Source organism: Holdemania massiliensis AP2 (assembly GCF_000327285.1).
GTDB lineage: Bacteria > Bacillota_I > Bacilli_A > Erysipelotrichales > Erysipelotrichaceae > Holdemania > Holdemania massiliensis.
On record NZ_HE998569.1, the window covers coordinates 265,068 to 279,722 of the forward strand.

Annotated in this window: 11 protein-coding genes; 6 read left to right on the forward strand and 5 right to left on the reverse strand. The window is 46.4% G+C overall.

Translation table 11 applies throughout. The annotated features are described in order from the left end of the window. The first annotated feature begins 26 nt into the window (after positions 1 to 26). The 4 genes from BN162_RS13645 to BN162_RS13660 all read left to right on the forward strand — a co-directional run bounded on the left by BN162_RS13645 (position 27) and on the right by BN162_RS13660 (position 7,104). Positions 27 to 596, forward strand: a complete 570-nt coding sequence (locus tag BN162_RS13645) for a hypothetical protein (protein WP_020225670.1) — start codon at positions 27 to 29, stop codon at positions 594 to 596. Continuing rightward, the gene (locus tag BN162_RS13650; protein WP_040452131.1) at positions 596 to 5,071 is read left to right on the forward strand and encodes a suppressor of fused domain protein; all 4,476 of its coding nucleotides are present in this window, start codon (positions 596 to 598) and stop codon (positions 5,069 to 5,071) included. The genes BN162_RS13645 and BN162_RS13650 overlap by 1 nt, the downstream gene beginning before the upstream one ends. A gap of 16 nt (positions 5,072 to 5,087) precedes the next feature. Further along, on the forward strand, positions 5,088 to 5,951 hold the full coding sequence (locus BN162_RS13655; RefSeq protein WP_020225672.1) for a CbrC family protein: 864 nt from the start codon (positions 5,088 to 5,090) through the stop codon (positions 5,949 to 5,951). Between the two features lie 190 nt (positions 5,952 to 6,141). Beyond that, complete coding sequence (locus tag BN162_RS13660; RefSeq protein ID WP_020225673.1) at positions 6,142 to 7,104, forward strand: helix-turn-helix transcriptional regulator; 963 nt, start codon at positions 6,142 to 6,144, stop codon at positions 7,102 to 7,104. An 82-nt stretch (positions 7,105 to 7,186) separates the two neighbouring features. Here the strand turns inward: BN162_RS13660 and BN162_RS13665 are convergent, their stop codons facing one another. From BN162_RS13665 to BN162_RS13690, 5 genes are all read right to left on the reverse strand, one after another. After that, a complete protein-coding gene (locus tag BN162_RS13665) occupies positions 7,187 to 8,155 on the reverse strand; it encodes a BRO family protein (RefSeq protein WP_020225674.1) in 969 nt (322 codons plus the stop codon). 36 nt (positions 8,156 to 8,191) lie between these two features. Beyond that, positions 8,192 to 9,070 (reverse strand): DUF6017 domain-containing protein, encoded by an 879-nt coding sequence (locus tag BN162_RS13670; protein WP_006059572.1) that lies wholly within the window; start codon positions 9,068 to 9,070, stop codon positions 8,192 to 8,194. A gap of 285 nt (positions 9,071 to 9,355) precedes the next feature. Next, on the reverse strand, positions 9,356 to 9,628 hold the full coding sequence (locus BN162_RS13680; RefSeq protein WP_007862445.1) for a DUF5720 family protein: 273 nt from the start codon (positions 9,626 to 9,628) through the stop codon (positions 9,356 to 9,358). Positions 9,629 to 9,639: 11 nt separating this feature from the next. Further along, positions 9,640 to 10,569 carry a ParB/RepB/Spo0J family partition protein gene (locus BN162_RS13685; protein WP_006059569.1) on the reverse strand — a complete coding sequence of 310 codons (930 nt, stop codon included), beginning with the start codon at positions 10,567 to 10,569 and terminating at the stop codon, positions 9,640 to 9,642. Then, entirely contained in the window at positions 10,526 to 11,347 is an 822-nt protein-coding gene (locus BN162_RS13690) for a ParA family protein (protein WP_002569249.1), read from the reverse strand. The genes BN162_RS13685 and BN162_RS13690 overlap by 44 nt, the downstream gene beginning before the upstream one ends. Before the next feature lie 956 nt (positions 11,348 to 12,303). Here BN162_RS13690 and BN162_RS13695 point away from each other — a divergent pair. Both BN162_RS13695 and BN162_RS13700 read left to right on the forward strand, forming a co-directional pair. Beyond that, positions 12,304 to 13,092 carry a MurR/RpiR family transcriptional regulator gene (locus tag BN162_RS13695; RefSeq protein ID WP_020225676.1) on the forward strand — a complete coding sequence of 263 codons (789 nt, stop codon included), beginning with the start codon at positions 12,304 to 12,306 and terminating at the stop codon, positions 13,090 to 13,092. Between the two features lie 71 nt (positions 13,093 to 13,163). After that, positions 13,164 to 14,594 (forward strand): glycoside hydrolase family 1 protein, encoded by a 1,431-nt coding sequence (locus BN162_RS13700; protein WP_020225677.1) that lies wholly within the window; start codon positions 13,164 to 13,166, stop codon positions 14,592 to 14,594. Positions 14,595 to 14,655 lie beyond the last annotated feature (61 nt).

Below are 14,655 nucleotides of genomic sequence, written 5' to 3' on the forward strand. Positions count from 1 at the left end.
ACCGGATTGTAAGGGAGGCATAATGGATGATATATAGGTTTACGGAAGTATTAAACGATCTTGTTAATTATTTTCTCCTTGGTGACATTTTGTTGCTGGGGAACTGGAAGCAGGCAAACCATCTTTCAGATGATTTAGCGATGGAGTTTACCACAAACGAAAGCGGCGACAGGGTATTTGCCGAAGGAATTGTAATCCCAATGACCGGTATTGAAAACTATCCCTATACCATATTGTTCAATCTCTCTGGTGATAGACCGGAGCTGTGCAAAGAAAGAAACCGATTGCAGCTTAGAAAAAGTGGCTATTCCCTCAAAGTAGATCATAATATGCTGATGCTTTTTACATGGCCCATATTAGAACAGTTTACGCCTGAAAAGGTGAAAGATCTGATTTCTTACTATAGAGTGCATAAGAAGCCGATGATTGAGCTTGCAAATGGCTGGTATCATATCGAGATTTTGGGTGGAGAAACCTTGCAGGACGGGGACTATGAACCTACATTTGAGTTTGTGATACAACCAGCCACAAATGAAGAAGCCACCATAAATGCAGATATGAATTTTAGCTTTGAAATTACAAGCTCTGCTTATTAGTGAAACCTATCCCTACCGAAGATGGAAAAGGAGATCATGATATGGATTTATTGAAACAATGCCAGCAATGGTTTGAACAGGATGAAGCGCAGAAGGTAATCGACACCATGGAAGCGATTCCTGCCGAGGAGCGCACCCCGGAACTGGACAGCGAATTGGCCAAGGCATATATTGCCGTTGCACATATAGGAGAACGGGAGCCTTTTGAAAAGGCGCTGGAACTTCTGGCTCCCCATGAGGAGTATTTTGCCGAAGATCACTGCTGGAATTACCGAATCGCTTTGGCCTATTACTGTCTGGATGAGGAAGGCCCCGCCCTGCGTTACTTTGAAAAGGCCCTGAAAGCCCGCCCTGGAGACAAAGATACCCAGGAGTACATAGACGATTGCCGCCGTCGTTTGTCCCTGCCCCGGTTTGGAAAGAACTTCCGTGAAAGGACGCAGGAAGCATGGGCAGCCTTTTCTCAGATTGAGGCAGAACTGCGTCAAATCATAGATACTGACGAAACGCACCAGCGCGGCGAAGAACTGGTTGAAAAATGCGGGAATGCACTCAAAACGGCCCTGCGTGATACTTCCTTTGAGCTGGGCTTCAGTGGCGAAAAGTATGAATTGATCCTCAGTCCAGAGGGCCTTCGCTCCCGCCTGTTCCCGTTGGTGTACTTCCAGAAGCAGGCCCCAGAATCGGTGCTTGAGCATTGGAATATCTGGGTAGGCCGACAGCCCTGCGAGGGGTTCGAGCTGCGGGCTGGAGAAATCGAAGTTCGGGCTGAGGATGTGCAGATGTGGGCAGAGGAAACAGAGGATCATCAGGTAAGTCTGGTCCTTTGCTGTGAAAAGCTGACGCCGATCTTGAAAGAGGACACAGACAAGGTCTGGTGGGCGCTCTCTATGCTGGTGGATCAAACTATCGGAGAAGTTTCCGCTATCGCCTTTGTTGCCGGGTTTGATGTTTATGCTCAGCCGAAAGACGAACCAGCCAAGCTCCTTTCCCAGCTGCCGGAGCTGCTGCAAAGCATGGGACTCTCCCTCTGGCGGGATGGCAGCGACTACCTGGAAAACAGCTACCTTGCCTATGAACTGAAACCGGTGGAGGACCCGGAGGCTGACTGGCGGCTGGATGTCTATACTGGAAACTGCCGCCTGCCGGTGCTCATCAACGACTACCTGACTGCCCGCAGTGATATGGTGGATGAGTACCACAAGGATGGCATTGCCGCTGGATTCCTCCTGTACCCGCTGTCCGGTTTTACCGGTGAGGAACGAGTTAAAGCCATTCTGGATTTCCGGGATAACCTGCGGGATGCCATCCTGCGGGATGCAGGAGAGGAAGCCGTGACCTTCCTGGGTGGGGCCACTGGTCTATATTGCGGGTATCTGGATTTTATCGCCTGGGATCTGCCCGCTGTACTAACAGCGGCACAGGCATTTTTTGAGGGAAGCGACCTGCCCTATGCTCACTTCCACGCATTCCGGCGGGATGTGGGCGGTGTGCCGCTGCTGGACGAGAAAGAACCGGAGCCTGATATTTATGAGGAAACTGGCTCCCTGCTCTCGGCAGAGGATATTGAAACACTGGAATCCTTTGATGAAGGAACCACCGGTTACTTTGAGAAAATGCTCGGCTGGCTGGAGGATTTTATCAAAAGCGGCGTAGAAGAAGGACGATTCAGCGAAAAACAGGCTCACCAGGATTTGCAGATTGCCCTCTGGTATGCCTTTGCCTGCCTTAACCTGGACGATTACATCCACTACTACCGCGCTGCGGAATGGATGAAGGATTCGGAGAAAAACGCCACGGGCTGCGCTACCTGGTACTACCGGTATTCTGTGGCGTTGATGTATTGCGGCAGGCTGGAAGAAGCACTGGAATATGCGGAGCAGGGCGCTCAGGAGGAGCCGGACTACCCCTGGATCTGGCTCCATCTGGGCAAGCTGCGGGCGCATTTTGGCGATAAATCCGGTGCGCTGGATGCCGTCAAGCAAGGATTAAAACTGGAACCGGGAGATTATGAGTTCCTGACCTTAAAAAAAGAGATCAAAGCCGGAGCCACCCTGGAGCAGATGGAATATCATTGGATCAATCCCGATGCTGATCAAACGCTCCAGCGGGGACTGGACGAAGATGCGGATGATAAACAATGCGCCATAGCCTGCATTCGGGTGGACGAAGCAGGACTTGCCGAATTTTATGAGCTGTTCCACCCAGAGCGGTATAGCTATAAGAAAAATTCCCCCTGCTGTGAATTCCAATACCCGGTGAAGGAACATCTTGTGGAGCTTTCCTTCCGTATGAACGAAGCTGGACTCTCCAAGATGGGAACCGACTGGCTGTGGCAGCTAAAGGAACGGCTGGACAGCGGTGAATGGCTGACCCACACACCTGAAGGAGAACCAGAGGGCATTCTAACAGGTGTGTTTGTGGATCAGCTGCGACGCATTGGCCTTGTCTATCAACAGCCTGGAGAGGATCAATATTTTCAGATTTTCCTGAACCCGGACGGCACGAAGGCGGATGCCTTCTGGTCCTCAAGAAAAAACAGTGAGCCAGAGGTTTATTCGGAGGATGAGATGTCTGCGATAGAGCAGCACATCAAAAACACCTTTGGTGAGTTTGAGAATGTGTTCCATGAGCTGGTTTCCCCTGACATCCATGTGGACATCTGCGTTGTTCCTCCCTCTGAGGAACGGGACTATTACACACTGGTGACGATGGGCATGGGTGCTCACCGAATGAATGTGCCGGAGGAACTGGCGGAATACAAGCTGGAGCGAGCAGAGCTGGCCATCGCTCTGCCGTCGGATTGGAAACTGGATGAGGAATCCCTGAAGGATGAGCGGTGGTACTGGCCTATTGGCCTCTTGAAAGTGTTGGCCCGCCTGCCCATTTCCAACGATACCTGGCTGGGCTTTGGCCACACAATGGGCAAGCAATCGCCGTTTGCGGAGAACACGAAACTCTGCGGCGCACTTCTGGTGGGTCCGCAGGATGTTGTTTGGACCGGAGGCGAAGTCTGCACCTTGCCAAGCGGCGAGGAGGTCAATTTCTATCAGGTGATCCCGCTCTATCATAATGAGATGGAGTATAAGATGGAGCATGATGCGGACGCTCTGCTTAAAAAAATGGCAGGCATCAGTTTTGTGGTTAATCCCACCCGCCAGAATGCCATCACCAGAGGAACGCTTGCAGAGGAAGAATTCACCGGCGATATGGACGATGCCGCATGGCACCTGGAATCCATTCAGGAAAAGGGCTTGCCGGTGAATGAGATCAATGCCTACAACCACATGGCAATCTATCTGCGCTGGTGCATGGAGCATGATCTGATGAGCGCGGAATTTATGGAGCGGTACTGGGAGCAGGTGCAGCCGTTTATGTCAGATCTGAGCCGCGCCGATCTGCGTAGCTTTATCCGGGACCAGCTGAAAGGACAGCTCTTTGGGGCGCTGTTCAACAAGGAGGGCGCAGCCTTTGCTGGATATTACTATGGCGAGGCGGACAGCCCGTACTTCCCCAGCGACATTGATAACTATGCTTTGGAATATTTCGGTTCAGAGCAATATTATTCCGATAAGTTCCAGGATGAAGCCTATCTATTCATCCCATTTGATGAAAACTATTATCAGGCTATGGCAAAAGTCATGGAAAAGCGGTTCGTCAACTGGCAGGGACAGAGTTTCGATGAGGCCACTCTGGAGCCTTCAGACCTTGCGAAAGCCATGATGGAATATCTGGACTGTGAATGTACCTATTTCCCCTCAATGACGGATGATGACCCCATCATGTCGGCATACAACTATGCCAAACGAGAAAGTGTCAAAGAGGGCTTTGTGCCGGTTCTGATTAAGGCGGATGACGAAATCCTGTGGGAATGCCTGATTATGAATTCTGACCCGGACAGCGATGGCGAGGACGACTATGCTTTCGACCCGGACAAAGTTGCCGCATACCGGAAGAAAATGCTCTCCGCCCCCATCAAGAACAGTAAAGCAGTTCTGGAGGAAATGATTGGGCAGCGCAAGGAAGAAGCCGAGGATGACGATATGGACTGGGATGAGGAGATCCTTGGCGAGATGGAGGGCGGATATGATAACCGTCGTTTTTCAAGCTACTGGAACTCCGATAATAATATGACCTATCCTCTCATTCTGGCTAAAATCCCCGTGAAGAACCCTTGGGAGATTTTTGCCTATCTGCCCTTTGGTGGCTGGAATGAATGTCCTAACACGCCGGAGTTAATGGCAGTTGCAAAATACTGGTTTGAACAGTATGGCGCTGTACCCGCAGTTATGACTCATGATGAGCTGGAGTTCTTGCTTCCGGTTCCTGTCTCCGAGAAAGAGGCTGTAGATGTGGCGGTGGAGCTGTACGGCTTCTGCCCTGATGTGATTGACCAGGGTCCGGAGGAAGCCACCGTTGGTGCTTTGGCCGATGTACTGCGGCAGTCCACTGTTTGGTACTTCTGGTGGGATTGAGCAGGAGGATGTGTCTATGAACGAATACCTAAAGCAATATATTGAACTCCAAAAACAGTTTCGAGAGACAAAAGGGAAAGCGGATAGTGTTCGTGCGCTTTATGCGTTCAAAGAAGAATTAGAGCAGAGCGAAGATACACAGGCTAAAGAAGTATTGGTGTATGTTTATGACCTATTGGACTTCAAAAAAAGTGCCTATGAATTGCTTTCTAAAATTGGAGATCGGTCGAATCCAAAAATTTTCCGGCGTCTGGCGATTATGAAAGAATATGCCGATGACTGGGGAGACTCCTTTGCCCTCCGCAAGCCTAAAACCAAAGCGGAGAAACAAAAAGACAAGGAAAAGCGGGACAAACTTGGTCTCCCTTCTTTCCGGTATCATCCAGACCCTTTGGATACCGGGGCTTTTGAGCAGTCTGAGGAGAGTGTGGTTTGTGATTGCTGTGGCAAGAATACTCATATTTACTATACCGCCCCCTTCTATACCGTGGAAGATATTGAGTATTTGTGCCCAGAGTGCATTGCCAGCGGTGAGGCTGCCCGGAAATACAACGGCAGCTTTCAGGATGATTGTTCTTTGGATGATGGTGTAGACGATCCAGAGAAGCTGGATGAACTTCTCCACCGCACGCCTGGCTATTCTGGTTGGCAGCAGGAATACTGGCGCGCCCATTGTGGTGACTATTGCGCCTATTTGGGTAATGTGGGAGCCAGCGAACTACGGGCGCTGGATGTGCTTGAAGAAGTTTTGGATGACCCCATGTGGGACGATGAGCATAAAGAAATGATTCAGGAATCCATTAACGGAGGACATCTTCAATGCTATCTGTTCCAATGCCTTCACTGCGGAAAGCACCTGGTCTGGATGGATTTCGATTGAGATGTTTTTATGAACACGCAGTTGTATAGACGGCGTGGCGGATGGCCAAATGTACCGGGAGATTCAGTGGAAGTGCCAATATGAGGATGCTCTGATCCAGCCGCCCAGAGGGGTGCTGGACATCAACATGGGGAAATATGCCTCGGGAGGACGCTGACTTTTTATCATACCAGCAAAGGAGGTGGGAACTATGCAAAGCCAAGGCAATATCAGAGTTGTTGAAATGCTTCGCTATCTTTATCAGCATACAGATGAAAACCATACTGCTACTGTTACAGACATTACTGCTTACTTGAAAGAGCGAGGCATTCAGGCAGTGCGCCAAACGGTCTATGCTGATTTGAACGCTTTGATTACAGCCGGGTTTGATATTGTGATAGTTAAAAGCACACAAAATCAGTATTTCATGGGAAACAGGCTTTTTGAATACCCGGAATTAAAAATGCTGGCGGATGCGGTGGCTTCTTCCAAAATCATTTCTGCAAAGAAATCGGAGGCTCTGGTACAGAAGCTGGGATGTTTGACGAGTATCCATCAGGCAGAACAGCTCAAGGGGCTTGCCAGCTTATCCAGCCGCGTGAAACCAGGAAATGAAAAAGTCTACTACATAATCGACAGTATTCATTCTGCTATCTTGGAGCATCGTCAAATCGAATTCCAATACTATGAATACATTCAGACAAAAGAAAAAATCCTGAAACATGACGGATACCGCTATCTTCTGAACCCTTATGCACTGGAGTGGAAAAATGACCATTATTACTTGATCGGCTACTCACATAAGCATAACAGAGTTGCCCACTTCCGTGTAGATCGTCTGGCAGGCGTTGAGGTCTTATCAACAGAGTTTGCTCAGCTTGAAAATTTTGATGTGGCTGCATACACAAACACAATGATTGATATGTTTGCCTCGGAGGGCACACTGGATGTTGAGCTGCAGTGTGATAACGAGCTTATGCGTGTTATCATTGACCATTACGGAGAGAATGTCCCTGTTAGACCCTATGATAAGGATCGTTTTATAGCAACAATCAAAGTAAACCCAAGCGGCACATTCTATGGATGGGTATTTAAGTTTATGGGGAAGATCAAGATTCTTTCCCCCCAAGAGTGTGTAAACCAGATGAGAAATGTAGCAAGGGTGTTTATTTGAGGAATTGGGGCGAGGTGTTAAAGATATTTAACACCTCGCCCTGCTTTTCTTTTTTTGCCTTGAACCGAACACCTGTTCCGTCTTATAATAAAACCAGGATGTTCGCAGTGCTGCGAACATCCTGGGAGACAGGAGGCAAGCCGTCATGACTTTCGGAACTTTTATCAGCACAAGACGAAAGGAACTCAAACAGAATCTGAGAGACACTGCAAAATATCTTAAAATAGCGTATGGCTATCTCAGTGATATTGAGCAAAACCGCCGCCCTGCTCCAGACGGCGACTTTGTAGACCGAATTTCTGAGTTCCTTCAGCTGAGCAAAGTAGAGTTTGCCTTGCGGGGTTATCAGCGTATAGGAGCCGATATGCCCGTGATTGCAGTAGTCTTTGACACAAAACAGTCCTTCATTGGCTGGCTTTGCATAGGGCAGTACATTACCGGATGCGGTGCGGTACACAAAACGCTTTTCCAGAAGGAAACGGACAAACCGACGCTCCGGGACAAGCAACTCTTTGGCGGTGGTGCGGAGGTTGGTACTGTGATTGAGGTCGATGAACAAATCATAAAAGGCTGCCTTACTCTCCAGCAGGGCATTTTCCTCTCGTAGCGACGCATTTTCTTCCCGCTCAGCAAGCAGCTCGGAGCAGAGCTTTATCAGAGCTTCCGGAGAAGTGGCTATCTCCCACAACTTCTCTTTTGTGAGATAGGCTCCGTGCTTGCGAATGACAGGTAGAACTTCATCAAACACCCATTGTTCAAACCGTTCCGCTGACGGCAGTTTACTATGGGCGATCAGACGATATAGATCACCTTCGGGGATAAAGAGCATTTCGACCATTTGTACCGCGGGGCTTCCATCTGCCTTTTTCCCAGTCTGGACCCCTATGGAACATTTCGTTCCACCCCTGGTATGGTCGCGGACGGCTTTGCGTGGATTGGTATATCCCAGCGCTGTTGCCACATCTGTACCGCAAAATAATACTTTGCCATTCTGTTCCAAAGTGCGAATGCTTCCGAACTCTGGACTATTGAAAATTTCAATCTGATTCATGCTGTGCCTCCTTTGGTGTAATACAAAAGCGGCTGATTACCAGCCGCCTGCGTGCATATCGTGATTTACCAGTGAAGTGTAGTGGTTATTCATGGTGGTAGGAGCGTTGAACAGCACTGCAAGCAGGTACTGCTTGATGTTGTGTACCTGGGTGGTGTTCTTTTGCAGACAGTCCATGACAAACTCGATGTGAGAGCTGTCCAGCTTCAAAAAGCGGGAGCGTACAATTTCATGAGGAAAGTCCGCACCAGAGATCCGGGTGGTCTTTCGTTTGGCACAGACCGTTTCTACCAACAGCTCTACGATCTCATTCAGGTCATCCAGGTAGAGAGGATAACGCTGCTTCAGACAATCATACTCGATATTCTCCAAAATCAATTCCCGATAATTTTCTATCTCTGTGACAGACATCGCATCCCTTCCTTTCCGTTCCGGCGGTATTACCGCCGCTGTTTCCCGGAAGGGAATGGAATCGGTATTTGATCCATGAGTATTTTGTTTTTGGGTATTTGATTTCTTAGTATTTAATTGTGTTGGATTTTCCGGTAACGGATTTACCGCTGACGGGTTTACCGTTATCGGGTTTTCCGACAACGGCTTATCCAACATCGGTTCTCCCTCGATGGGACGCTCAAAAATGGTATACTCATTGGCTGCGAATTTACCAGAAGCATCAGTTGTCTGTCTGCGCCGAATGTATCCGGCTGTTTCAAGCTCATTGACAGCAGAGCGGATTGCATCTTTGCTTTCTCGATTGATATAGCTGAGTCCTGACAGCGTATAATCCCAGTCATCAGGCAGAGATAACATCTGCGACAAGAGACCCTTTGCCTTCAAAGAAAGTCGTTTGTCTTTTAGATGAAAATTGCTCATAACCGTGTAATCGCCAGTGCGTTCTACACGAAAAACAGCCATTTACTTCACTCCTTTCATTTCTCAGGTATGAAAAAAGCCGCAATTCATAAAAGAATTGTGGCAGCGGTTAGGGTCTGTCTGTATCTTTTTTTCTTGCGTCGGTAGGGGCGTTTTGGCATTGGTGGTTTATCAAACAGATCCCTTTCCTGAGAAAATGGTAAGGTTTGAAAAACACGATCAATCTCGGTGGATTCCATATCACGCTGTGAGCGGCAATCTTCTTGAATAGCTTCTCGGATTTCTCTTACAGTACACATATTCATTCCTTTCCTTTCGTTGTATCGGTTATGAACGACGGTGTTTTTTAGGCTTGAAGTCGAGGATATGCCCCTCAATAACATGGGCATATCTCTTAATTTTGATTTCTCGACGCTGCTGGCTTTGCAGAGCTGACTGATACCCGTCCTCTGTGAGAAAAAGCCTCATTTCGTCACCAGGTTCTCCATAAGCAGTAGGGCGCAAGACAGTAAACTCAATCATCCAGAAAGTGCTGTCCCAAAATCGCTCCACTGCAAGAATGTTGTGGCCTTTCAGTTCCCTTGCTGCAATATCTTTCATAGGCTCTCCCTTCATCGTTCCTGATCTCGTTGGCGTTTTTTCTGCCATTGTTCCAGCAGTTTAATAATGGTTTCCTGCATTTTGGCCGGTGTATAGCTTTTGGGGAAATACTTTCGCAAGGTATCGCTGCTCAAGGTCACTTTATCCAGATCACCCTTTTTTTCCTCTGACATGATGGCAAGCATCACATCTTCTGACAATTTCCCTTCCTGGCTGAACTTTTTCATTCGCTGAGCCTGAGAGAGAGAAGGGGTAGCCTGCTCATAGTCCATTGTTTCCACCAGCATTTGCTGTTCGTCCGGTTTCAAAAAAGAGAGTTCATAGGCTGGGTTAAATGCGATTTTCTTTTCATCCACCATATCCAAAAGCTCTGGAATCAGTTCAGTCAAACGAACATATCGCATTACCTGGATACCGCTTCGTTCACCGGCTTCTTTTGCCACCTGGTCTCTGGCGCTCAACTTCTGTTCAACTTGAACAGAAGTCAGGTCTGTTCTTGCTCCTTGATGTTTAATGGCTTCCAGCTTCATTTTGTAGGCAAAAGCCCTTTCACTGGGGAGCAGATTTTCTCGCTGCAAATTGCTGTCAACCATAATAATTGTGGCAGCATCGTCATCCAAGTCGCGCACAATGACAGGCATGGTTTCTTTTCCGGCCAATTCGCTGGCTCTGCGGCGTCTGTGACCGGCTACCAGCTCATAACCGCCATCAGGCAGTGGTCTGGCAATCGCAGGAACCAACACACCATACTTTTTGATGCTGTCTGCGGTTTCTATCATTGCATCATCATCCTTGACCTTGAAGGGGTGATCCTTGAACGGATGCAGTTCAGATAGGGGAATTTCCTGAATTTTTTCCAGTTGCTCGTCTTGCCGACTTTCTTCTGTAGAAAACAGGTCATCTACTGAGGCCAGCTCTATTTTTTTCGCGCTGCTTTTCAAGTTTCAATACCTCCTTCGTCAGATTTTTGTAGCCCTCAGCCACTTTGCCATTAGGATCATGGGCATAAATGCTTTTTCCTTCAGCACTGATTTCTTTAGCCCTGACAGAATGAGGAATTTCTGATGTAAACACCTTGATCTTACTGCCATAGGTTTCGCGCAGAAGAGCGGAGATTTCTTTGGCAAAATTGGTTCGGCTGTCTACCATCGTCAGCAGAATCCCATCAATTTGCAGCTTGGGATTGATTTGTCTGCGAACCTTATTGATAGTTTGCAAAAGCTGCTCCAAACCTTTAGCTGGAAGATACTCTGCCTGGACGGGGATTATAACCCTATTAGCGGCAGCCAGTGCATTGACCGTAAGCATACCCAGGGAGGGCTGGCAATCAATAAGGATATGGGAGTATTGCCCCTTCAGCGTGTCCAGATATTGTCGCAGAATGGTTTCTCGGCTCATAGCGTTTACCAGAGATACCTCCATACCAGATAGCTGGATGTCCGCAGGCATCAGGTCTACGCCCTCAGGGTGGTGCAGGATACCCTCGCCGGGACGAATTGGTTCATCCATCAAAATACGGCCCATAGCGTCTGACAGTGTAAAGGGCAGCTTATCAGGCTGAGGATTGCCCAAGCTGATGGTCAGGCTTCCCTGTGGGTCTCCGTCAATCAGAAGGACTTTCTTCCCGGACTGCGCCAGACCAATTCCAAGATTGGCACAAGTGGTTGTTTTGCCGACACCACCTTTTTGGTTGGCTATGGCAATAATCTGTGTATTCATGATTTCACCTCATTTCTTTCTAAGTTTAGATATGAAAAAAAGTGCCTGCTTTACCTTTCCTGAGAAAGATAAAACAGGCACTTTCACTGGCTCAATACCTCTTGTAATGAACCTCTATGTATGGTAAACTATGTCCACGATACCATGAATATAATTAAGTCTCGACGGGAATTGAACTTTTGGCTAACGCCAAATTTCGCGCCTTTGCAAACAGAGTGCAAACAATAGGGGGCTAAAATCCTTTGTTTTTGCTTGATTTTGCTTGTACAAGGTTTATAGAGAACATGGAGAAAAGCCTTGATATAACTGCATTTTCTTTATCCCTGTTGATAGGGAATATATGCACTGGGTCCATCTCCTAAGGCGGGTGTCGGGCGTTCGAATCGCCTCGGGAACACCATATTTAAAGCAGACCGGAAGTCTTTATAACAAAGTTTTCGGTTTTTTTTACTCAATAGGAAAGTTCTATTGAACAAGATGATAATAAAAGAAAACTGCAGAAAATCATAGCGGATACGTTTTACAGGTTTAAATGAACCGTATTTGTAAACAAGGGAAAAGAAATCTGAATTCAATAAAACTGTTCGATAATTTCTTCTTCCATTAGCCTGGCGCAGAGAAAGTTTGAAGAGCATATTCGCAATGGTAATAATAATCCTTCAAAAATGTGTCCTTGTACTACAATGCATAATCTAAATTCCGAGATAACTAAGAAAATAGAGAAAAAGGAAATCTGAATCTAATACCGAAAAAGTATAATTCAAAAGGTTGTTTTCGGTCATAACATAAAAATAATAAATATGTATATTTATGTTAATAAATCATAGAACGTTAGAAACGAACCCATCAATTAATCCAAGGATTAAAAAAATTCTGCTAGACTATGAAGCAAGTTCAGAGAATCCGATATTGATGGTCAATTCGATCATTGTTATAATGATTCAAAGGAGCAACTTATGGCAGCAGATAGACTTGACTTGGTTCATTCATTGTTTTCTATTTTAAATGACAGTAAGAGGGACCATCCGGATTTTATTTTAGCAAGATACTTTCTTGAGAACTATTCAAAGCTTGGTGAATTAAACATTTATGATGTTGCTGACCGATGCTTTGTTTCAAGAAGCAGCGTCAGACGATTCTGTCAAAGATTAGGCTATGATAATTTTAAAGATCTAAAGGAAGAATTCAAGCGTTTTAATTATCAATATCATTATTTTCTTCAGTTTGCAATGAAACCGGATTTTGAATCCTGGATGCAGAATGAGCTGGAAGCAATGGTTCGGGAATTCGAGTGTTTATCCGTGAAGGAAAACATTGCGCGGATTGCGGATAAAATATATGAAAGCTCAAAAATCATTTTTCTTTCTTCGTATTCGACGCTGATGGAGGTGACCGAGTTTCAGCGTCCCATGGTTCTCAGCGGAAAGCTGATTAGAATTTTATCGGAACGGAAAGTTCATGACGAGTTCATCACCGATATGCAACAAAATGATCTTCTGGTTACGGTATCAGCTTCCGGTAATTTTGCGGCTTCTGTTCATGAAATAATAAAAACCACCAAGGCGAATAAATTATTGATCACAACTTCCCGTTCCCCGGAAATAATGGAAAACTATGATGAAGTATTTTATCTGGGCAGTAAGGATTATACCCATGTAAAAAGTGTTTGCGGCAAATATGGATTAATGTATTTCTTTGATTTGCTTTATAGTACCTACATTCAAAAATATGGAATCAAAGTTTAGGGAGCAAATTCTGCCCCCCTGGGTCATCGTGGTTTTGTTATAGTGAATCCAACCATAAGGAGGAACGGATTATGAACTATCAAGAAAAACCAAGGTTTCCAAAGAATTTTATGTGGGGCGCAAGCTCAGCAGCCTGGCAAGTCGAAGGAGCGGTCAATGAAGACGGCAGAACTCCAGCCATCATCGACTTGAACAGTCAAACGAAAAAGCCTTATGCAGATAATTCCGTAGCCGCGGATCATTATCATCACTATCTGGAAGATGTCAGCTTGATGGCTGAGTGCGGCTTGTCAAGTTATCGATTTTCGATTGCCTGGTCAAGAATTATTCCGGATGAAAGCCGCAGAGTGAATCCCAAAGGAATCGAATTCTATAATCATTTAATCAATGCCTTAATCGCCAATCACATTACGCCCATCGTAACGCTTTATCATTATGATATGCCCTGCTGGGTCGATGAAAAAAAAGGCGGATGGTCAGACCGGCGGGTGATTGATGAGTTTGAATACTACTGTCAGGTTTGTTTTGAGAATTTTGGGGATCGGGTTAAATATTGGCTCACCCTGAACGAACAGAATATGCAGATTGTTTACGGAGATTGGCTGGGTGTATCAAAAGGCTGTTCGGATTGGTTCAAAGAAAAATGGAAAATCAATCATATTATGAATCTTTGCCATGCAAAAGCAGTCATTGCCTGTCATCGCATGGTGCCCAACGGCAAAATCGGACCTGTCCCCGGCTATGTTCCGATTTATCCGGAAACTTGTAATCCGGCAGATCAGATTGCCGCGATGAACGCTGAAGAATTGACGCAAAAAGTATGGAACGATTTTTATGTTTTTCGGGAATACAACGGATTTATTCGACGTTATTGGAAAGAATACGGCATTGATCCCGATATCAGACCCCAAGATATGGAATTGATTCAGCAGGCTGAGATTGATTTTATCGCGCTGAACTGCTATCGCAGCAACGTAGCAAAGGCAGCAGACAAGGATTCAGAAATAAAAGAGCTGCAGCTGAACAAAAGCGGGAAAAAAGGTGAATTCGTTTATCCTGTCTATCCTGGGATTTATGCGCTTGCGCCTAACCCCTATGTCCAAACGAATGATTGGGATTGGGAGATTGATCCGGTGGCGATGCGGTATATGTTGAGATATATCAACGATCATTATCATTTGCCGATGATGATCACCGAGAATGGCTACGGCGCCCATGAAGAGATTGCGGAAGATGGCGGCGTTCATGATCAGCAGCGCATTCACTTTCTTAGGGATCAGATTTTTCAGGTGGGGCTGGCAATCGAAGACGGCTGTGAAGTCATCGCCTATAATCCTTGGAGCTTTACCGATTTATTAAGTACAGGCAATGGAATGGCCAAGCGTTACGGACTGGTCTTTGTGAATACCACGGATGCGGAAGTCCGCGATTTAAAACGAATTAAAAAAGACAGCTTCGACTGGTATTCCAAATTCATAAAATCAAATGGGAAAGCGTGGTGAAAAGAAGATGAGAATTTGTCATACGCGGGATATCATCACTCCCTTTTTTCCAACATGGATG